At 65.7% G+C, this 19747-nt stretch carries 19 protein-coding genes; 9 read left to right on the forward strand and 10 right to left on the reverse strand.

Going from position 1 to position 19747, the window contains the following annotated elements:
- Positions 1 to 183 precede the first annotated feature (183 nt).
- The 7 genes from ACZ48C_RS03910 to ACZ48C_RS03940 form a co-directional block, all read right to left on the reverse strand.
- Positions 184 to 639 carry a hypothetical protein gene (locus ACZ48C_RS03910; RefSeq protein WP_464782252.1) on the reverse strand — a complete coding sequence of 152 codons (456 nt, stop codon included), beginning with the start codon at positions 637 to 639 and terminating at the stop codon, positions 184 to 186.
- A 62-nt stretch (positions 640 to 701) separates the two neighbouring features.
- On the reverse strand, positions 702 to 2378 hold the full coding sequence (locus ACZ48C_RS03915; RefSeq protein ID WP_464782253.1) for an ABC transporter ATP-binding protein: 1677 nt from the start codon (positions 2376 to 2378) through the stop codon (positions 702 to 704).
- 513 nt (positions 2379 to 2891) lie between these two features.
- Positions 2892 to 5225, reverse strand: a complete 2334-nt coding sequence (locus ACZ48C_RS03920) for a glucose/quinate/shikimate family membrane-bound PQQ-dependent dehydrogenase (RefSeq protein ID WP_464782254.1) — start codon at positions 5223 to 5225, stop codon at positions 2892 to 2894.
- Positions 5226 to 5370: 145 nt separating this feature from the next.
- Entirely contained in the window at positions 5371 to 6879 is a 1509-nt protein-coding gene (locus ACZ48C_RS03925; protein WP_464782255.1) for a protein adenylyltransferase SelO, read from the reverse strand.
- Between the two features lie 244 nt (positions 6880 to 7123).
- Positions 7124 to 9217 carry a S9 family peptidase gene (locus ACZ48C_RS03930; RefSeq protein WP_464782256.1) on the reverse strand — a complete coding sequence of 698 codons (2094 nt, stop codon included), beginning with the start codon at positions 9215 to 9217 and terminating at the stop codon, positions 7124 to 7126.
- Positions 9218 to 9357: 140 nt separating this feature from the next.
- Positions 9358 to 9672: an ArsR/SmtB family transcription factor gene (locus ACZ48C_RS03935; protein WP_119258237.1), complete on the reverse strand. Its 315-nt coding sequence runs from the start codon at positions 9670 to 9672 to the stop codon at positions 9358 to 9360.
- A gap of 92 nt (positions 9673 to 9764) precedes the next feature.
- Positions 9765 to 10892 carry an AI-2E family transporter gene (locus ACZ48C_RS03940; protein WP_119258194.1) on the reverse strand — a complete coding sequence of 376 codons (1128 nt, stop codon included), beginning with the start codon at positions 10890 to 10892 and terminating at the stop codon, positions 9765 to 9767.
- Between the two features lie 239 nt (positions 10893 to 11131).
- On the opposite strand from ACZ48C_RS03940, the gene ACZ48C_RS03945 reads away from it, so the two are divergent.
- Positions 11132 to 11467, forward strand: coding sequence for a DUF930 domain-containing protein (locus ACZ48C_RS03945; RefSeq protein ID WP_245424885.1), 336 nt, complete (start codon positions 11132 to 11134; stop codon positions 11465 to 11467).
- Positions 11468 to 11626: 159 nt separating this feature from the next.
- On the opposite strand, the gene ACZ48C_RS03950 is transcribed toward ACZ48C_RS03945, so the two are convergent.
- A complete protein-coding gene (locus ACZ48C_RS03950; protein WP_464782771.1) occupies positions 11627 to 12487 on the reverse strand; it encodes a VOC family protein in 861 nt (286 codons plus the stop codon).
- Between the two features lie 297 nt (positions 12488 to 12784).
- On the opposite strand from ACZ48C_RS03950, the gene ACZ48C_RS03955 reads away from it, so the two are divergent.
- Positions 12785 to 13108 (forward strand): TraR/DksA family transcriptional regulator, encoded by a 324-nt coding sequence (locus ACZ48C_RS03955; protein ID WP_464782257.1) that lies wholly within the window; start codon positions 12785 to 12787, stop codon positions 13106 to 13108.
- A gap of 115 nt (positions 13109 to 13223) precedes the next feature.
- Positions 13224 to 13880: a PAQR family membrane homeostasis protein TrhA gene (gene trhA, locus ACZ48C_RS03960; RefSeq protein WP_119258198.1), complete on the forward strand. Its 657-nt coding sequence runs from the start codon at positions 13224 to 13226 to the stop codon at positions 13878 to 13880.
- 6 nt (positions 13881 to 13886) lie between these two features.
- On the opposite strand, the gene ACZ48C_RS03965 is transcribed toward trhA, so the two are convergent.
- Complete coding sequence (locus tag ACZ48C_RS03965) at positions 13887 to 14387, reverse strand: hypothetical protein (RefSeq protein ID WP_464782258.1); 501 nt, start codon at positions 14385 to 14387, stop codon at positions 13887 to 13889.
- Between the two features lie 130 nt (positions 14388 to 14517).
- Between ACZ48C_RS03965 and ACZ48C_RS03970 the strand changes: the two genes are divergently transcribed.
- Positions 14518 to 15021: a GNAT family N-acetyltransferase gene (locus tag ACZ48C_RS03970; RefSeq protein ID WP_119258200.1), complete on the forward strand. Its 504-nt coding sequence runs from the start codon at positions 14518 to 14520 to the stop codon at positions 15019 to 15021.
- Positions 15022 to 15082: 61 nt separating this feature from the next.
- On the opposite strand, the gene msrB is transcribed toward ACZ48C_RS03970, so the two are convergent.
- Positions 15083 to 15490: a peptide-methionine (R)-S-oxide reductase MsrB gene (msrB, locus tag ACZ48C_RS03975; RefSeq protein ID WP_464782259.1), complete on the reverse strand. Its 408-nt coding sequence runs from the start codon at positions 15488 to 15490 to the stop codon at positions 15083 to 15085.
- Between the two features lie 117 nt (positions 15491 to 15607).
- Here msrB and ACZ48C_RS03980 point away from each other — a divergent pair, with 117 nt between their 5' ends.
- From ACZ48C_RS03980 to ACZ48C_RS04000, 5 genes are all read left to right on the forward strand, one after another.
- Positions 15608 to 15856 (forward strand): type II toxin-antitoxin system VapB family antitoxin, encoded by a 249-nt coding sequence (locus tag ACZ48C_RS03980; RefSeq protein WP_119258202.1) that lies wholly within the window; start codon positions 15608 to 15610, stop codon positions 15854 to 15856.
- Positions 15856 to 16251: a type II toxin-antitoxin system VapC family toxin gene (locus tag ACZ48C_RS03985; RefSeq protein WP_348627935.1), complete on the forward strand. Its 396-nt coding sequence runs from the start codon at positions 15856 to 15858 to the stop codon at positions 16249 to 16251. The genes ACZ48C_RS03980 and ACZ48C_RS03985 overlap by 1 nt, the downstream gene beginning before the upstream one ends.
- A 47-nt stretch (positions 16252 to 16298) precedes the next feature.
- Positions 16299 to 18638 carry a putative monovalent cation/H+ antiporter subunit A gene (locus ACZ48C_RS03990; protein WP_464782260.1) on the forward strand — a complete coding sequence of 780 codons (2340 nt, stop codon included), beginning with the start codon at positions 16299 to 16301 and terminating at the stop codon, positions 18636 to 18638.
- A gap of 307 nt (positions 18639 to 18945) precedes the next feature.
- Positions 18946 to 19365, forward strand: a complete 420-nt coding sequence (locus tag ACZ48C_RS03995) for a Na(+)/H(+) antiporter subunit B (protein ID WP_119258204.1) — start codon at positions 18946 to 18948, stop codon at positions 19363 to 19365.
- Positions 19365 to 19742 carry a Na+/H+ antiporter subunit C gene (locus ACZ48C_RS04000; protein ID WP_119258205.1) on the forward strand — a complete coding sequence of 126 codons (378 nt, stop codon included), beginning with the start codon at positions 19365 to 19367 and terminating at the stop codon, positions 19740 to 19742. Before ACZ48C_RS03995 ends, ACZ48C_RS04000 begins: the two co-directional genes overlap by 1 nt.
- Positions 19743 to 19747 lie beyond the last annotated feature (5 nt).

Consider the following 19747-nt stretch of genomic DNA (forward strand, 5'->3'; position numbering starts at 1 on the left):
AAACAACAAAGCCGCCTGATGGCGGCTTGTTGACATGATCGAACAGCCGCTCCTTATCGGAACAGCCAAAAATACGTTGCGGCGATGTGCGTGCTCTTGATCATGGTCGCGATATTCTCCCTTTCGCGCCGTTTGTCAACTGGCTTTCTCATGGGAAAGAGGAAGGATGAAAGCGAAGGCCGGTCAGGCCTTCGCTTCCTCCGTGCCGGCCGCGGATTGCCCTTCCGCGGGGCCGGCCTGCTGGTTGTCGTCGATGCCCAGCCGCTCCTTGATGGCGCGGCGAATCTCCTCCTCGATCGCCTCGCGCTGCTCGGGCGGCAGCGCGGCGAGGCTCTCCTCGGTGAGGCCCATCGATTCGAGCAGCTCCTTGCGCAGGCGCTCGATTGGGTTCATCTTCGAAAGCTCCATGAAATCGGAGAGAAGCCCCTCGCTCTCCCGCTCGGCCTTCTCCTGCTTGTTGACCCACAGCGCATTGGCAAGGCCGGAAGGCATGGCGGCGGAGGTCTCCACCGTCGGGATGTTGCGCTTCCACGCGCCGCCGCCATCGCCCATGCCATTGGAAAGGCTGTCGCCAGCGCCGGCGGCGGGCCGCTGCCGGCCGAGCGCATAGGCGGAAAGCATGCTGCCGTCGATCTTCATGAAAGGCTCCCTCGAATTCCTTGGGGAAACCATTAGCGGTTGCGGCTTTTGCGAGACTTGTCTCAGGTCTCGCTCTCGATGTGCCCGGCGCCGAGGGTGACGACGTGGTCGAGGGGGGCGATCACGCCTTTCCGGTGCGTCACGGCAAGGATCGTCACGTCGCCGGCAAGGCTGCGGATGTGCTGCATGATCTCCGCTTCCGTCGCCTCGTCCAGCGCCGAGCTCGCCTCGTCGAGGAAGAGGAACTGCGGATCGGCATAGAGCGCCCGGGCGATGGCGATGCGCTGGCGCTCGCCGCCGGAGAGCTTCATGCCCCGCTCGCCCACCATGGTCTCGAAACCGTCGGGCAGGGCCTCGACGAAGGCAAGGATCGCCGCCTTCTCCGCCGCGCGCCGCAGCCGCTCCGGGTCCATCGGCCGGCCGAGCGCGATGTTGACGGCGAGCGTGTCGTTGAGCAGCGTCGGCTCCTGCGGCACGATGCCGACGGCGGCGTACCAGTCGCGCTGGGAGACGGCTTCGAGGTCCATGCCGTCGACGGCGATGCGGCCCGAGGCGGGGCTGAGCGATTTGAGGGCGAGGCGCAGCAGCGTTGACTTGCCCGAGCCGGTCTCGCCGACGAGATAGGTGATGCGCCCGCGCGTCGCCGAAAAGCTGATATCCGTGACGCCCCGGCCGTTCTCATGGGCATAGGAGACCTTCTCGAAGGCGAGGCGGCCGTCTCGCGGCAAGAAGCCGCCGGGCGTTACGGCATCCTCTTCCTCCGGTGCGGCCCAGATGCGGGCGAGCGGCAGCAGCGAGGCCCGCGCGCGCACCACGTCGTCCAGCGCATGGCCGATCATCTCGAAGGGCATGTTGAGCTGGAGCAGCAGCATGTTGAAGAGGACGAGGTCGCCGACGCTGAGTTCGCCCGCCCGGTAGCGCGGCAGGAGCAGGAGGAAGGTGACGACGAATTGCAGCGCCAGCCCCGCGCCGAGCACCGCGCTGTAGCCGATGCGGCGGCGGCAGAAGGCGGCCCAGTTGTCGCGCTCCTCGCGGGCCTTGCCGGCAAAGCGCGCCTGCATCCAGCCGTGGCTGCCGAAATGGCGCAGCGTCTCCATCGCCGCCATGGCGTTGCCGACGAATTTTGCGTTCTCCTGCCCGGCCTCGATGGCCGCGTCGAGGAAGCGGCGCGTGCGGTGGTTGGCAAGGGCGGTGAGGGCGACGAAGCCGGTGCCGTAGACGATGACGATCAGCACGACCTCCATGTTGATCGTCGCCCCCAGCATGGCGAGCGCGAGCACGATCTGCGTCGTGCCCGGAATGAAGACGATGAGGCCGAGCTGCATGAGCGTCATCAGCGCGCCCTGTCCGCGCCGCCGCGCGCCTTCGATCTCGGCCGGGTTGTGCTCGACGAAGAAGCCGGCCGTCTTCCTCAGCAGCCGGTCGAACAGGCTGGTGCTGGCGATGAAGCTGAGGTTCTCCGCGCTCATGTAGGAGAGATACTGCACCATGTGCTGCAGTGCAGCCGCGATGCCGATGAGCAGGGCATAGACGACGAGGCCGGCGGCCAGTCCCTCGGCGAGCCGGTCGGCGGCCATTGCGTCGATGAGGCGCGAGAAGAGATAGGGCGCGGCGACGGCGGAAACGGCCGAGAGAAAGACGATGACGGCGACCAGCGCCAGGAGGCCGCGCGAGGCGCGCCCGTAATTGGCAAGGATGATCTTCACCGGCGCGGCGATCAGCCGCCAGTCGTCTTTCATGGCGAATCTCCCGGGGAGGATGGGCAGGGCGGCATAATGGAAAGACCGGCGTCGGGTGGCAACCCAGTACCGGGCTTTCCGTGGTCACGGCAAGGTTGATGCGCTTGCCGCGGCCACTCCTCTGTCCTGCCGGGAATATCCTCACCGGGTAGGCTGTAGCCCATGGAGTACGACGTTGCCGCTCTCACCTTCTCCCCCTCGGGGAGAAGGTGGCCCGTAGGGTCGGATGAGGGGGTGGGGCGGTTTAAAGCCTTATATGTTCGTGTTGGAGAGGCCCCTCATCCCCCTGCCGGGACCTTCTCCCCGCAGGCGGGGAGAAGGGGCAGGATGCGAGGCTTTGCTCAAACAACAGCTTTTGTGGGGAAAACATATGCCCCAAGTCCCTTCGCCCCGCTTGCGGGGAGAAGGTGCCGGCAGGCGGATGAGGGGCGCGCGGCAGCGCCGAATTCCCTGACGAGCAGCCCCTTGTGGAGGAGAAGCCCGGCAGGGCAGACGGGGATGAACCCTCCGCCCCTACGGCAGCGTATAGGCGATCACGTAATCCCCCGGCTTCGTGCCCACCGAGCCGTGGCCGCCGGCGACGATCAGCACATATTGCTTGTCGCCGACCGTGTAGGTCATGGGCGTCGCCTGTCCGCCGGCGGGAAGGCGGGCTTCCCAGAGCTGGCGGCCGGTGGTCACGTCATAGGCGCGCAGGTAATCGTCCACCGCCGCACCGAGGAAGGCGACGCCGCCCTTGGTCATCATCGGGCCGCCGATGCCGGGCACGCCCACCTTGAAGGGCAGCGGCAGCGGCGTCATGTCCATGACCGTGCCGTTCTTGTGCTTCCAGGCGATCTTGCCGGTGGCAAGGTCGGCGCCCGCGACATAGCCCCATGGCGGCGCCTGGCAGGGAATGCCGAGGGGGCCGAGGAACGGACCCATATAGACGCCGTAGGGCGCGCCGTCGTTGCGGTTGAGGCCCTGTTCGGAGCCCTTCTCGTCCTGCCCCTTCGGCGGCACCTGGTCGCGCGGCACGAGGCGGGAGGTGAAGGCGAGGTAGGTCGGCATGCCGAACATCACCTGCCGCTCGGGATCGACCGCGACCGAGCCCCAGTTGAACGTGCCGAAATTGCCGGGATAGACGATGGTACCCTCAAGCGAGGGCGGCGTGTAGCGGCCTTCGTATTTCATCGACAGGAAGTCGATGCGGCACATCATCTGGTCGAACATGGTGATGCCCCACATGTTCTTCTCGGTCAGCGGATCGGGCATGAAGGTGAGGTCGGAGACCGGCTGGGTCGGCGCGGAGAAATCCTCCGGGATCGCGCCGGTCGGGGCGGGCACTTCCTTGACCGGGATGATCGGCTCGCCGGTGCGCCGGTCGAGCACGTAGATGTCGCCCTGCTTGGTCGCGCCGACGAGGGCGGGAACGGTCGCCCCGTCCCGGGTGATGTCGATCAGCGCCGGCTGGGCGGGCACGTCCATGTCCCACAGGTCGTGATGCACCGTCTGGCGCACCCAGCGCAGCGCGCCGGTCTTGATGTCGAGCGCGACGATGGAGGAGGAGAACTTCTCCACATTCTCGCTGCGCCCCATGCCGAGCTGGTCCGGCACCTGGTTGCCGAGCGGGACATAGACGAGGCCGAGCGCCTCGTCATAGCTGAACACCGACCAGGAATTCGGCGAGTTGACGGTGTAGACCTGCCCCTCGGGCAGCGGCGTCGTCACGTCCGGATTGCCGGAATCCCAGTTCCAGACCAGCGCGCCGGAATTGACGTCGAAGGCGCGGATGACGCCCGACTGCTCCTTGGTGGAATAGTTGTCGTTCACCGCCCCGCCGATGATGATCTTGCCGTCGGTGATGACGGGCGGCGAGGTGGAGTAGTAGTAGCCGGCCGGATTGTAGGGCATGCCCTTTTCGAGATGCAGCACGCCGTTCTCGGCAAAGCTCGTGCAGACGTCGCCGGTCTCGGCGTCGAGCGCGATCAGCCGGGCGTCGGAGGTCGGCAGATAGACGCGGGTGGCGCAGGCCGTGCCGGCGGTGGCGGCCGGATCGGCATAGTATGTCACGCCGCGGCAGGTCTGGTGCTGGCGGTCCGGGTTCATGCCGGAATTGGAATCGTATTTCCACTTCTCCTTGCCGCTTGCCGCGTCGAGCGCGATCGCCCAGTTGTGCGGGGTGCACATGTAGAGCGTGTCGCCGACCTTCAGCGGCGTCACCTGGTAGGTGGTCTCGCCAACGTCGTCGGGCAGCTTCACGTCGCCGGTCTGGTACTGCCAGGCGACCTTCAGCGTGGAGACGTTGTCGGCATTGATCTGGTCGAGCGGCGAATAGCGCTGGCCGTATTGCGTGCGGCCGTACTGGTGCCATTCGCCGGCCGGCACGTTGCCGCCGAGCGCGGGCGTCGCATTGGCGATCTCCTTCGGCAGGCTGCCGGCAAGGTCGTGCGGGTCCTGCGTCATCGAGTAGCCGGCGACCGCGATGGCGACGAGGACGGCGATGGCAAGCGGCATCGCCGAGGCGGGGTAGGGCGTGCCGGTGGGGCTCGCAAAACCGAGCGGCCGGCGGATGGCCGGCAGCATTAGCCACAGGCCGATGAGCACGATGACGCCGCCGCGCGGGCCGAGCTGCCACCAGTCGAAGCCGACCTCCCAGACCGCCCAGCCGAGCGAGCCGAGGACGATGAGGGCATAGAGCCAGAGCGCCGCCGCCGAGCGGCGGAAGAGCAAGGCGGCGGTGACGAGGAAGGCAAGGCCGGTGACGAGATAGTAGGGGCTGCCGCCGAGCGACAGCAGCCACCCGCCTCCGCCCGTCAGCACCAGTCCTATGATGGTGAAGAGGACAGCGGTCAGCGTGAGCAACATGATGATCTCCGTGGTTATGCCGGCCGGGGAGATGCCGACATGACGTCCGGCTCAAGGAGGGACGTTTGTGAAACTAGGGCACAAGCGTGACGCTTCAATGCTGCCGCATTTCAAGTTTCGGAGCAATCTGTAGGTGTGTTTTCTCCTATGTGCCGCAGAAGGTTGCTGTCACCTCCTCGCCCGGTTTCGGCGGCTGCGCATAGGCGTCAAAGGCCGGCTGGTCCTCGTAGGGGCGGGCGAGCACGTCGTTGAGCGCTTCGAACAGCGAGAAATCGCCATGATCGACGGCTTCCGTCAGGGCTTCCTCGACCTTGTGGTTGCGCGGGATGAAGGCGGGATTGACCCGGCGCATCGCCGCCGTGCGCGCCTGCGGGGAGGTTGCCTCCCGCGACAATCGCTCGCGCCAGACGGCGAGCCACGGTGCAAGGGCACCCGGATCTTCGAGCAGCGCGCCGAGCGCGGCATCCCCGCCGCTGTCTTCCGCCGCATCCGCCAGCCGGCGGAAGGCCAGCGTATAATCGGCCTTCTGCTCGTAAAGCAGGATGAGGAGGTCGCGGATCAGCGCCTGGTCGCCCTCTTCCTCATGCTCGCCGAGCCCGATCTTGGCGCGGATGACATCTTTCCAGTGCTCCTGGAAGCGCTCCATGAAGCGCCCGACGGCCGCGTTCGCCGCCTCCACCGCCTTGTCCTGGTCCTCGTCGAGGATGGCGAGCATCGCCTCGGCGAGCCGGGCGATGTTCCACTGGCCGATCATCGGCTGGTTGCCGAAGGCATAGCGCCCACCATGATCGATGGAGGAATAGACGGTGCGCGGATCGTAGCGGTCCATGAAGGCGCAGGGGCCGAAATCGATGGTCTCGCCCGAGATCGTCATGTTGTCCGTGTTCATCACGCCATGGATGAAGCCGACGCCGAGCCACTTGGCGATCAGCGCCGCCTGCCGCTCGGCCACCGCGTCGAGCAGCGCGAGATAGGGCTTTTCCGCGCCCTTCAGCTCCGGATAGTGCCGCTCGATGACATGGTCCGCCAGCACGCGCACGTTTTCGGTATCGCCGCGCGCGGCGAAGAACTGGAAGGTGCCGACGCGGATATGGCTCGCGGCGACGCGGGTGAAGACCGCGCCCGGCAGCACCCGGTCGCGATAGACCGGCTGGCCGGTGGAAACGGCCGCGAGCGCCCGCGTCGTCGGGATGCCGAGCGCATACATCGCCTCGCTGATAATATATTCGCGCAGCACCGGCCCGAGCGCCGCCCGCCCGTCGCCGCGGCGCGAATAGGGCGTCTGGCCCGCGCCCTTGAGCTGGATGTCGCGGCGCTTGCCGGTGCGGTCGATCACCTCGCCGAGCAGGATCGCCCGCCCGTCGCCGAGCTGCGGCACGAACTGGCCGAACTGGTGGCCGGCATAGGCCATGGCGAGCGGCAGCGAGCCGGGCAGGGGCGTATTGCCGGAGAAATAGGCCGCGCCGTGCCGCTCCAGCGCATCGGCGTCGAGCCCGAGCTCTTCGGCGAGCGCCCGGTTGAACCGGATCAGCCGCGGCGCCTCGACCGGCGTGGGATCGACCGGCGCGAAGAAGGCGTCCGGCAGCCGCGCATAGCTGTTGTCGAAGGGAATGGGGCGGGTCTTGTCCGCCGCTGCCGTCGTCGTACCGCTCATGATCTCCGTCCCTTGCTGCCTTTCCTATCAGATAGGGTGTCGCGGGGCGGAGCGAAAGGTTTTCGTGTTTTGTCGGAGAATTGCGGTAACGCCCCTGCTTCGCGGGGCCACCCCCTCCGCCTGCCGGCATCTCCCCCACGAGGGGGAGAAAGCAGGAGGCTTGCTCACCGTTCAAAATTGAAGGTCACCGGAACGGCAGTTCAAGTCCCTCCCCTTGTGGGGAGGGATTTAGGGAGGCGCCGCCCTACATCTTCCCCGCCACCTTGATCGCGAAGGCATATTCGAAGGCGATCTCCTCCAGCCGCTGGAAGCGGCCCGAAGCGCCGCCGTGGCCGGCGCCCATATTGGTCTTGAGGAGGATGGGCTCGCTGCCGGTGGTCTTCTCGCGCAGGCGCGCCACCCATTTGGTGGGCTCCCAGTAGGTCACGCGCGGATCGGTGAGGCCGGAAAGGGCGAGGATGGCGGGATAGGGCTTTTGCCCGACATTGTCATAGGGCGAATAGCTCGCCATCAGCTGGTAGAAGTCCTTGCTCTCGATCGGGTTGCCCCATTCGGGCCATTCCGGCGGGGTGAGCGGCAGCGTGTCGTCGAGCATCGTGTTGAGCACGTCGACGAAGGGCACGGCGGCGATGATGCCGCCGAATTTTTCCGGCGCCATGTTGGCGATGGCGCCCATCAGCATGCCGCCGGCCGAGCCGCCTTCGGCGACGATGTTCGCGTAGGACGTGAACTTCTCCTGATTCAGATAGTCCGCCGCGGCGACGAAGTCCTTGAACGTATTGGTCTTCTTGTCCATCTTGCCGTCTTCGTACCAGGCAAAGCCCTTGTCCTTGCCGCCGCGGATATGGGCGATGGCATAGACGAAGCCGCGGTCGACCAGCGACAGGCAATTGGTGTTGAAGGATGCCGGGATGGTGATGCCGTAGGCGCCGTAGCCGTAGAGCAGGCACGGGGCGGAACCGTCGAGCGGCGTGTCCTTGCGGTAGAGCAGGGTGACGGGCACGCTCTCGCCGTCCCATGCGGGGGCGAAGACGCGGCGGGTGACATAGTCGTCAGGGTTGTGGCCGGAGGGGACCTCCTGCGTCTTCAGCAGCCTGCGCTCGCGCGTCGTCATGTCGTAGTCGAAGAGCTGCGAAGGCGTCGTCATCGAGGAATAGGAGAAGCGGATGACGTCGGTGTCGTATTCCGCCGCGCCCGAAAGGCCGAGCGAATAGGCCTCCTCGGCAAACGCGATGGCATGTTCCGCGCCACTCTCGCGCTCGCGCACCACGATGCGCGGCAGGCCCTCGTGGCGCTCCAGCCAGACGAGGTGGCGGGCAAAGGCCATGTGGCTGAGGATCAGCGTGCCGGGGCGGTGCGGCACGACCTCGGTCCAGTTCTCCCGGCCGGGCGCCGTTACCGGCGTCTGCATGATCTTGAAGTCCTTCGCGCCGTCGGCATTGGTGAGGATGTAGAAGACGTCGCCGCCCTCCGTCATCGAATATTCGAGGCCCGTCTGGCGCGGGGTGACGACGACCGGATTGGCCGTCAGGTCCCTGGTCGAGAGGAGGCGGTATTCGCTCGTCTCGTGGTCGTGGATGTCGATATAGATGAAGTCGTCGAGCAGCGACCCGCCGACCGACATGAAGAAGCCAGCGTCCTTCTCCTCGTAGACCAGCCGGTCGTTCTCCTGCCGCTCGCCTAGGATGTGGTGGTAGATCTTCGAGGGGCGGTGGTTCTCGTCGAGCGCGGTGTAGAAGAAGCTCTTCGCATCGGGCGCCCAGACGCCGCCGCCGCCCGAATTGACGATCTCGTCGGCATGGTCCCTGCCGGTCGCAAGGTCGCGCACCTTCAGCGTGAAATATTCCGAGCCCTTGTCATCATAGCCCCAGATGCCGACGGAATGGTCGGTGGAATGGTCGATGCCGGACAGGCGGAAATAATCCTTTCCTTCGGCCTCCCTGTCGCCGTCGAGCAGGACGGTGCGTGTCCCCCCGTCGCGCGGCTCGCGGAAATAGCGCGGCTGCTCGCCGCCGGTGACGAAGGACGTGCCGTAGGCGAAGGGACCGTCCTTGACCGGCACGGAGCTGTCGTCCTCCTTGATGCGCCCGCGCATCTCGGCGAACAGCGTCTTCTGCAGCGCCTCGGTATCGGCCATGGCGGCGGCCATATAGGTGTTCTCGGCCTCCAGATGGGCGCGGATCTCCGGCTGGAGGATGGAGGGATCCTTGAACATCGCCTGCCAGTTCTCGTCGCGGAACCAGGCATAGTCGTCGGTGCGGGTGATGCCGTGGCGGGTGTCGGAAACGGGCTTCCTGGCGGCGACGGGGGCGGCGGGCAGGTTTTTGAAGACGGACAAGGGCTCACTCCGCAAATCGGTAGAAGGGAATGAGACAGATAGAGAGCCCCGTCCACCGCATCAAGCGGCAAGCTCGCGCGCATGCGAAAGCGCCGGAAGGGGCGCGCGGCATGCCGACAGGGGCGCGAAGGGAGGCCCCTTTAGAAAGGGGGCTTTGGTTCCGAAGGGAAAATGGCACCGAGCGCGCCCATCAGCTGGACGGCTCTTTCATCGGTCAGCCTGTAGAAAATCTGCTTGCCTTCCCGGCGCGATTCGACCAGTCCCGCCTCGCGCAGCACGTTGAGCTGCTGGGACAGGGTGGGTTGGTGAACGCAAAGTTCCTCTTCCAGTTCGCTGACAGAGGCTTCTTTCTCGCAGAGTGTACAGACCAGCATAAGTCGGGCCGGGTGGGCCAGTGACTTCAAGAGGCTGGCGACTCTTGCCGCACGAATGGCCCGGGCCCGCGAGGCAGGCATTGCCTCCCGGAACGGGATGATGACCACAGGATACTCCGTACATTAGTAGTCTATTTTATATTATACCATATGTTAACCAAGAGCCAACCCTGTCAGCCCGGCAGGTTGGGCTTGGCCTTGCGTTTTGCGGGGCGCAGCTCGTCGGCGATGGTCATGCCGATGATGGAAAGGGGCAGGGCCAGCATCGCGCCGGCGGCTCCCCACATCCAGGTCCAGAAGATGATGGCGGTGAAGATGATGAAGGCGTTGACCTCCAGCCGCTTTCCCATCACCGCCGGCATGATGAGGTTCTCCATGGTCAGGTGCACCAGGAAGAAGGCGAGCGCCGGCAGGAGGCCCATGGTCAGCGTCTCGTGCGTCAGCAGGCCCGCTACGGCGAGCGAGATCGTCATCAGCGTGACGCCGAGGAACGGCACGAAGCTGGAGATGAAGGCGAAGAGCCCCCACAGCGCCGGCATGGCGAGCCCGCCGCCCCAGGTGATCAGCGCCGTGACGACGCCGAGCGCCGCATAGACCAGCGAGGCCGTGGCGAAATAGTAGCCGAGCGCGCTGTCGATGGCGTTCATGATGCGGATGGTGGTCAGCCGCTGGTTGCGGCGCGGAAAGGCCATGATGATCATCTGCCGCAGCTTCAGCCGCGCCGAGAGGAAGAGCACCAGGGCGGCGAAGAAGATCATGCCCTGCAGAAGGGCAGGCGTCAGGCTGCCCGACACGATGCTGAGCACGCTGCCGGTGTTTTCCAGCACCTTTTCCATCGACATCTGCCCGCTCTCGAACATTTGCGGGCTGATGTTCAGCCAGCCGAAGCGGGAAAAGAGCGGGGTGATGCGATCGTAGGCGCCGCGCACGAGGTCCGGTGCGTTGGCGGCGAGCTGGGCGATCGGATCGGCGAGCATGCCGGCCACGAAGAAGACGCCGAGCCCGAACAGCCCCGCCAGCAGCAGCGCGGTCGGCAGCGGCGGAATGCCGAGGTCGTTCAGCTTTTCCGCCGCCACGCCGAAGATGAGGCCGGTCACGACGGCAAGGCAGAGCGGGGTGAGGATCGGCGCCATGAGATAGACGACGCCCATCGCCATGATGAAGAAAATACCGATGGCCGCCCAGGCGGCGGCGATGTCGAGCCCGTAGCGGCGCGGCTTGCCGGCGGCAGCCTCTCCGTCCGGCTCGATGCTGCCCTGCAGGAGCCGGCGTTCGGCCGGTTTTCCGGATATGTCATGCATGGCGCACCCCTCGATTTCGCGCTACAAACGCGGGTCGCGACGATAAGTTCCAGCAATGACTCATGAAACCTTGGGTAGGTTGCAGCCGGTCGTCAAATAGACATATTGCGCGCTAACCCCGAATTAAGACGTCAGGCATGACGCCAAGAAGAGGAGGCAGAGAGTTGAAACCGCATGCAATCGGGCTCCATATCGCCCTTTGCACTCTTGCGTTCGCACCGCTTTTCGCCGAGCCCGCCATGGCGATAGACACCCGCGTGCGCAACCAGTTGCAGAAGCTGACCCCGGACGAACGGCTGGAGCAGCGCTGCGATATCGAGGCGATGGACGAGATCAGCGGCGCCAGGGCCGGCTTCCGCCCGGACAAGGTGATCGCCTACGCTTTCGGCGACCCCAAGCTCGACGGCACGACCTTCAAGACGAAGGGCGCCGTCTTCCGCAGCAAGGGCGAATGGTATCGCCTGTCCTACAAGTGCGAGGCGAGCTCCGACCGGCTCGACATCCACGCCTTCAAGTACAAGATCGGCGACCAGGTGCCCCATGAGGACTGGGCCGAGCATTATCTCTACGATTGAGATCGTCGGTAACTTTTGAGTGATCGGCCTCTCCCTGCAGGCGGTGAGGCTGTCGTATTCGGCGTCAACGTTGCCCCTCTTCCCTTCTCCCCGCTTGCGGGGAGAAGGTGGCCGGCAGGCCGGATGAGGGGCAGCATACGCGTCTGCCCGCCCGATGGTTCAGGCCGAAAGCCTCAGACCGATCCCCCAGGGATCGACCAGCGAGACCGTGCCGCCCGAGCGGGTGGTGGGAATCGCCAGTTCGTCGAGCTTTTTCGTCGCCGCTTCGAGCTTTGCCGCATCGTTGAAGCGGATCGTGTAGTCCGAAAGACCGGTCATGCCGTCCTCGCGCTTCGGCTGGCCGCGCGAATTCCAGACATTCGCCGCGACATGATGGTGGTATTTGCCGGTGGCGAAGAAGCTCGCGCCCGGATAGCGCGCCATGACGTCGAGGCCGAGCACGTCGCGAAAGAAGGCGTCGGCTTCGGGAATATCGGAGACCTGAAGGTGGATATGGCCGATGACGGTGCCGTTCTCCTGCCCCGTCCAGCCGTCCTTCGGCGCCTCGTCGTAGAGCGCCTGCAGGTCGAGCCGGTGCGTCGCCATCTTCACCGTGCCGTCCGGCACATAGGTCCATTCGGCGCGGTCGCGGTCGCGATAGATTTCGATGCCGTTGCCTTCCGGGTCGTCGAGATAGATCGCCTCGCTGACCAGGTGATCGGACGCGCCGGTCAGCGCCACGTTGTTATGGGCGGCATGGGCGAGCCAGCGGCCGAGTTCCCTGCGGTTCGGCACGAGGAAGGCGGTGTGGAAGAGGCCGGGCGCGTTGCGCGGCGCGCGGGCGGCGTTGCTGCCCGTCGTCAGCGTGAGCAGCGGCCGTTCGCCGACGCCGAGCGTCTCGCCCGAGGCCGATCCGTCGAGCACCGAGAGGCCCATGACCTTCTGGTAGAAGGAAGATACCATCGGCAGGTCGATCACCGTCAGGTGCGAATGGTCGACGAAGGCCGGCATGTCGACGGCGTGGCTGGCATTGTCTGTCATGGATGCGGTCTCCGCGCGAAGGGGCCCGGACTTGCTGGCGGCGATGCCCGCGGCGGCGGCGCCGAGGAATGTCCGTCTGTCGAGGTCCGTCATGATATGATCCCTGTCTCGGTTTCCCTCGGAAACCGTTCTGTCGGGAGGAATATGGCGGAGCCGCAGCGTTCACGAAAGATGGCGTTTCGGCGATTTACTGTCAACGCGGTGTTGACGAAGCGCGACCGGGACTTGATTCCGATCAATGCCGTTCGACAATGGCAATGCCAGTTTCACGCCCATCGAGAAAAGGAGACCCGCATCGTGAAGGACCTGGCGCATTACAAGGACATTCTTCTCACCCGCAAACGCGGGCTTTACGGCCGCCTGAACAGGATCGAGAAGGATCTCGACACGCTCAAGAGCGGCGACAGCGGCGACCGCGCCATCGAGCGCGAGAACGACGAGGTGCTGGAAGAATTCGGCACGACGGGCCTCAAGGAGCTTGAGGCCATCGAGGCCGCCCTCGACCGCATCGCGGCGGGCACCTTCGGCACCTGCGCCAAGTGCGGCGAGCCGATCTCGCCCGCGCGCCTTGCGGCCGTGCCGCATGCTGCCCTGTGCGAGGAATGCATCGCGCGGCAGTGAGGACGGGCTGCATGTCGCGCGGCAAACTTTCGTGATGGCCGCGCGGCGCGGGAAATCTTGCCTGCGAGGCGAAAACGCGAGACGATGGGGGAAGGCTATCGCAGGCAGGACACCCATGGAAATCAAGGGCATCAAATGGGACTATGACCGCTACGAGGTGATCGCCGACGGCATCGTGCATGGCGTCGGGGTGGTCTTCGCGCTGGTGGGCGTCACCGCCCTGATCTTCTACGCCACGGTCTGGGCGACGAGCGGGCAGCTGGCCGCGGCCTGGATCTACGGCATCGGCCTCGTCCTCGCGCTGGCGACGTCCTTCGCCTACAATCTCTGGCCGGTCTCGACGGTGAAGTGGCACCTGCGCCGCTTCGACCATTCGGCGATCTTCGTGCTGATCGCCGCCACCTACACGCCCTTCCTGCAGCGCGGCATCGAGGATCCGTTCCTCGCCGGCATGCTCGTCTTCATCTGGGTAATGGCGGGGGCGGGCGTGGCGCTGAAGTTCCTCTTTCCCGGCCGCTACGACAGGCTGGCGATCCTCATCTATCTCGGCATGGGCTGGAGCGGCGTCTTCGCCGCGGGCCCGCTGCTGACGCATCTTTCCGTCGCCACCCTGACGCTGATCGTCGTCGGGGGCCTGCTCTATTCGGTCGGCGTCATCTTCCATGTCTGGGAGCGCCTGCGCTTCCAGAACGCAATCTGGCACGCCTTCGTCGTCGCGGCCGCGGCCGTCCACTATTCGGCCGTCGTCACCAGCGTCGTTTCCGGCATCTGATCCCGCTTACTGCGCGGCCGGCGCGGCGCCCTGCGCGCTGGAGCAGCCCTCCGCCGCATGCAGCGATTTCACGAGGCGGCCGAGCAGCGGCGATATCTCCGCCTTCATCGCCGCCGGATAATCCAGCACGAAGGAGGAGACGGCATCGTCGCAGAGCCGGACGACGCGGTGATAGAGGATCCGGTCGCCGCGCGTGCCGGAAAGGCTGGCCCAACCGGCCGTCTGCCGGTCATAAGACAGATCCCAGCCGTCCTTGCGGTAGGTCTCCCGCCGCCCGGCGACCTCGTCCTTGAAATCCCCCTCCGCGAGATAATGCCCCCAGACGGCAAGCGTCGCCGCGCCGCGCGCATAGGTCCGCCCGTCGCCATTGTCGGCCTCCTGCACCATCGCGAAGCCCGGCGGGATATCGACGGCGAAGCCGAAGCGCGGATTGGCATAGGGCTCCCAGCCGGCGGCGAGGGCTGCGGCGGGAAGAAGGAGGAGGAAGAGCAAAAGGAAGCGTTGCACGGCGGTCCACTCGTCGATGATGTTCTGCGGGGAACGGATGAGAGCGGGCGTTTCATCGACCTGCCGTTGAAGCAGGCTGGACAGCTTTCCCGCTCCTCCTGTATGGCATGGGCAAAGGCAGGGGGGAACCATGGACATCACGATACGCGACGCCGCGGAGGCCGATCTCCCCGGTATCATGGACATCTACAACGATGCCGTCGCCAACACGACGGCGATCTGGAACGAGGCCGTGGTCGACCTCGAGAACCGCAGGGCGTGGTTTTCCGCCCGCCGCGAGCGCGGCTTTCCGGTCCTCGTCGCGGTTCGCGGCAAGCAGGTGCTCGGCTATGCCTCCTACGGCGACTGGCGCGCCTTCGACGGCTTCCGCCACACCGTGGAGCACTCCGTCTACGTGCAGAAGGATGCGCGCGGCACCGGCACGGGCAAGCGCCTCCTGAAAGCGCTGATCGACCGGGCGGGCTTCAATGGCATCCATGTCATGGTGGGCTGTATCGAGGCGGAGAACACCGCCTCGATCAGGCTGCACGAAAAGCTCGGCTTCCGCGTCGTCGGCCGCTTCAGCGAGGTCGGCATCAAGTTCGGCCGCTGGCTGGACCTGACCTGCATGGAGCTGAAGGTTCCGGCACGCTGATTGGAGCGTCTCCGCTTTTCTCCGAACCGCAAAACCGCTTCGCACTTTTGCTGGAAATGCTCTAGTCCTCGTCGAAGCTGAGCGCCACGCCGTTCATGCAGTAGCGCAGGCCCGTCGGCGGCGGGCCGTCCGGGAAGACGTGGCCGAGATGGGCGTCGCAATCCGCACAGCGGATTTCCGTGCGCGTCATGCCGTAGGAATAGTCGGAATGATCCGTGACCGCGTCCGGCTCGATCGGCTGGTAGAAGCTCGGCCAGCCCGTGCCGGAATTGTACTTCGCCTCGGACCGGTAGAGCGGCCTGTTGCAGCAGATGCAGCGATAGGTGCCCTTCTTGGAAAGGTCGAAGTCGGGGCTGGAGAAGGCGCGCTCGGTGCCGTGCTCGCGCGTGATGCGGAACTGCTCCGGCGTCAGAACCTGCCGCCATTCTTCCTTGGTCTTGTTAACCTTCAACGTCGTCGTGTCGCTCATGGCGTCCTCCTGTCGAGCCATAGATAAGACGGCGATTGTGGCAAGACAATTGGCGCGCGTGGTTGAAATTCACCGCGTTTCCTCCTATCCTCCATATTATTAATAATGGAGGAAATTATGCCTCTCAATATCAAGGACAACGAGGCGCACAGCCTCGCTCGCAAGCTCGCCGCGGCGACCGGCGAGAGCCTGACGCAGGCTGTCAAGATTTCCATCGAGGAGCGTCTGGCGCGTGTGCGCCATGCCCATGCGCCGCAGCTTGCCGATCAACTCGACCGCATCGCTCTCGATTGCGCGAGCCTGCCGGTGCTGGATCCACGCACGCCCGACGAGATTCTCGGCTACGATGAAAGCGGCTTGCCGTGATGATCGTGCTCGACACATCCGCACTCTTCGCCATCCTGACGGACGAACCGGAGCGACGGGTTTTCAACGAAGCGATCGAGCGCGCTCCCGCGCGCCTCCTCAGTGCCGCGACGCTGCTGGAAACGAAGATTGTGCTCTTCGCCCGCTACGGCGCGCCGGGCGTCAATGCGCTCGACGCCTTCCTGCTGCGGGCGGGCATTCGCGTCGCGCCGGTGACGGCCGAACAGGCCGAAATCGCCTTCGACGCCTTCCGGCGCTTCGGACGCGGCACCGGACATGCGGCGCATCTCAATTATGGAGACTGCTTCTCCTATGCATTGGCGCGTGAAAACGCCGCGCCCTTGCTGTTCAAGGGTGGCGATTTCATTCATACCGACGTAGAAACGGCACTCTGATGCTTTGAAGGATAACGACGGGCGAAGCCCGCGGATGGGGAGAGGGGATGACGCCGGACACGATGGGCCTGACTTTCGTTGCCTTCTGTCTGCCGTTTCTCGGCGCGCTGATCGCGCCCGCCCTCACGCGGCTTCTCGGCCACAATGCCGCCTGGCCGCTGGCGCTCGTCCCGCTCGCCGTCTTCCTGCATTTCCTCGGCTTCAACGCGGAGGTCTCGCATGGCGAGGTCATCACCGGCGGCTATGCCTGGGTGCCGTCCTATAATGTCAGCTTCTCCTGGCTGATCGACGGCCTGTCGCTCGCCTTCCTGCTGCTGATCTCCGGCATCGGCACGCTGATCGTGCTCTATGCCGGCGGCTACCTGAAGGGGCATCCGCACCAGGGACGGTTCTTCTCCTTCATCCTGATGTTCATGGGCTCGATGCTCGGCCTCGTCGCCTCCGACAGTTTCCTGATGCTCTTCGTTTTCTGGGAGCTGACCTCGATCACCTCCTTCCTGCTGATCGGCTTCGACCATACGCGGGCAGCCGCGCGCCGCGCGGCGCTGCAGGCGCTGGTCGTCACCGGTGGGGGCGGGCTCTTCCTGCTCGCCGGCCTGCTGCTCATGTGGGACGTCACCGACGTCACGCAGCTCTCGCTGCTGATGTCCTTCGGCGATGAGGTGCGCGCGAGCCCCTTCTACCTGCCGCTGTTCTTCCTCATCCTCGGCGGGGCCTTCACCAAGTCGGCGCAGTTTCCGTTCCATTTCTGGCTGCCGAACGCCATGGAGGCGCCGACGCCGGTTTCGGCCTACCTGCATTCGGCGACCATGGTGAAGGCCGGCATCTATCTCCTGATGCGGCTCAACCCGGTGCTCGGCGACACGCTGGCCTGGGAGACGATCCTGCCGGCCTTCGGCGGCCTGACGCTGCTTGTCGGCAGCGTGCTCGCCATCCGCCAGAGCGACCTCAAGCTGATGCTCGCCTATACGACGGTCGCCTCGCTCGGCCTTCTGGTGCTGCTGACCGGCTTCGGCTCGGAATATGCGGCGGCGGCCGCCGCTCTCTATCTCGTCGCCCATTCGCTCTTCAAGGGCGCGCTCTTCATGGTCGCCGGCATTATCGATCACGAGACCGGCACGCGCGACATCACGAAACTGCGCGGGCTCGCCCGCGCCATGCCCGTCACCTATCTCGCCGCGCTCGTCGCCGCGCTCTCCATGGCGGGCCTGCCGCCCTTCTTCGGCTTCCTCGCCAAGGAGGAAATCTATGTCGCGCTTGCCGGCGGCAATCTCCGCGCCATCGCCTTCACGCTGGCGGCCATTATCGGCAACGGCCTGATGTTCGCCGTCGCCTTCGCCGTGGCGCTGAAGCCCTTCCTCGGCGCGCCCGTCGAAACGCCGAAGAAGCCGCATGAAGGCCCCTTGCTGCTCTGGGCCGGCCCGATGCTGCTGGCGATCAAGGGGCTGACCATCGGCGTCTTCTCCGCCACGGCCCATGCGCTGCTGACCTCGCCGCTCGCCTCGGCCATCGCCGGCAAGCCGGAGGTCGTCACCGTCTCGGCCGTGCCGCATGTCGGCATGCCGCTTCTCCTCTCCGCCGTCACGGTCGCCTTCGGCGTCATCGTCTTCCTGTCGCTCGACAAGGCCCGCGCCGCCGCGGACCGGCTGGTCGAGGATATCGGCTGGGGGCCGGACAGGGGCTTCGATCAGGTGATGGCCGGGCTGGTGCGCGGCGCATCGCTCGTCACGCGCCTCACCCAGCCGGGCCGGATGGAAATCTACATGACCGCGACCTTCGCGGCGGTCGCGCTGGCGCTCTTCGTGCCGCCCGCCGTCTATGGCGAATGGCCGCGCCTGCCGGTCTGGCCGGCCGGCATGCCGTTCCATGAGCTTGCGGTCGTCGTGCTCGCCGTCGTCGGCATCGGCGCGGTGCTGACGGCGAAGAGCCGCCTCACCGCCATCGTCGCGCTCGGCATCCAGGGTTTCTGCGTCGCGCTGCTCTTCCTGCTCTTCGGCGCGCCGGACCTCGCCTTCACCCAGTTCATGATCGAGACGCTCTCCGTCGTCATCCTCGCCCTCGTCATGACGCGCCTCCGGCTGACGCCGCGCGACCACCGGCCGCTGAGGGAGAAGATCCCGGACGCCGCCATCGCCATCGCCTGCGGCCTCGGCTTCGCGCTCTACCTGCTGAAGGTCACGCAGGGCCGCTTCGACACGGCGCTCACCGATTTCTTCAACCTCTATTCCAAGACCATCGCCCACGGCGCCAATGTGGTGAACGTCATCATCGTCGATTTCCGCGGCACGGACACGCTCGGCGAGATCGCCGTCGTCATGGTGACGGGGCTGGCGATCCTGTCGATCATCCGCATCCGCAAGGGCGGCAGGGCGAGGGGGGACGTATGATGCGGCGTTCGTACGTTCCGATGACTTCCCCGCCATCCTTCCTGCAAGGCGGGGAGGTTCGCGCGTTGTGCACCGCGTTGCCACATCTTCCTTCTCCCCGCTTGCGGGGAGAAGGTGCCGGCAGGCGGATGAGGGGCAGGCGGGCAACGCTCCCGCCGCTGCCGAGCTTCATCGATCGGCGCCGCCCCTCATCCCGCTGCCGCGACCTTCTCTCCGCAGGCGGGGAGAAGGGGCTCCCCGTTCCCCGGCTGCGCTCCTGCCTTGGCCGGAAGGCGTTCGGGCACGCCGCCCCCGGAGGCGTTCACCCATGAACACCCTCATCTTCCGCACCGTCGCCCCATTCCTCACCGCCCTCATGGTGCTCTTCTCGATCTTCGTGCTGCTGCGCGGGCACAACGAGCCCGGCGGGGGCTTCATCGGCGGGCTGATTGCGGTGTCGGCGCTGGCGATCTTCGGCATCGCCAATGGCATTTCGGCCGTGCGCCAAGCGCTGTGGTTCCACCCGATGGCGATCTCGGCCTTCGGCCTCTTCATCGCCTGCATCGCCGGCCTGATGTCCATCCTCTTTGCCGTGCCCTTCATGACGGGGCTGTGGATCTATCCCTCGGTGTTCGGCGTCGAGATCCCGCTGTCCAGCGTCATGCTGTTCGATACCGGCGTCTATCTCGTGGTGGTGGGGTCGATTACCTCCATCGCGCTGGCGCTCGAGGCGGGGGATGACGTCTGATGGAAGTGCCCTTCATCCTTCTCGTCGGCCTGTTCTTCGCCGCCGCCGTCTATTTGATGCTGTCGAAGTTCCTGGTGCGCGTGCTGCTCGGCGTCGTGCTGCTCGGCAATGCGGTGAACCTTCTCCTCTTCACCAATGGCCGCATCCTGCGCGAGGTACCGCCGATCATCCCGGCCGGGCATGACGTGCCGGCGACGCTCACCGCCAATCCGCTGCCGCAGGCGCTCATCCTGACGGCCATCGTCATTTCCTTCTCCTTCTTCGCCTTCCTGCTGGTGCTCGTCTACCGCGCCTACCAGGATCTCGGCACCGACAACGGCAACGAGATGCGCCTGGCGGAGCCGGAGGACGAGCCCCTCCCGCCGACCGGCTACTGACAGGA

This window comes from Shinella sp. 1A1 (genome assembly GCF_055379515.1).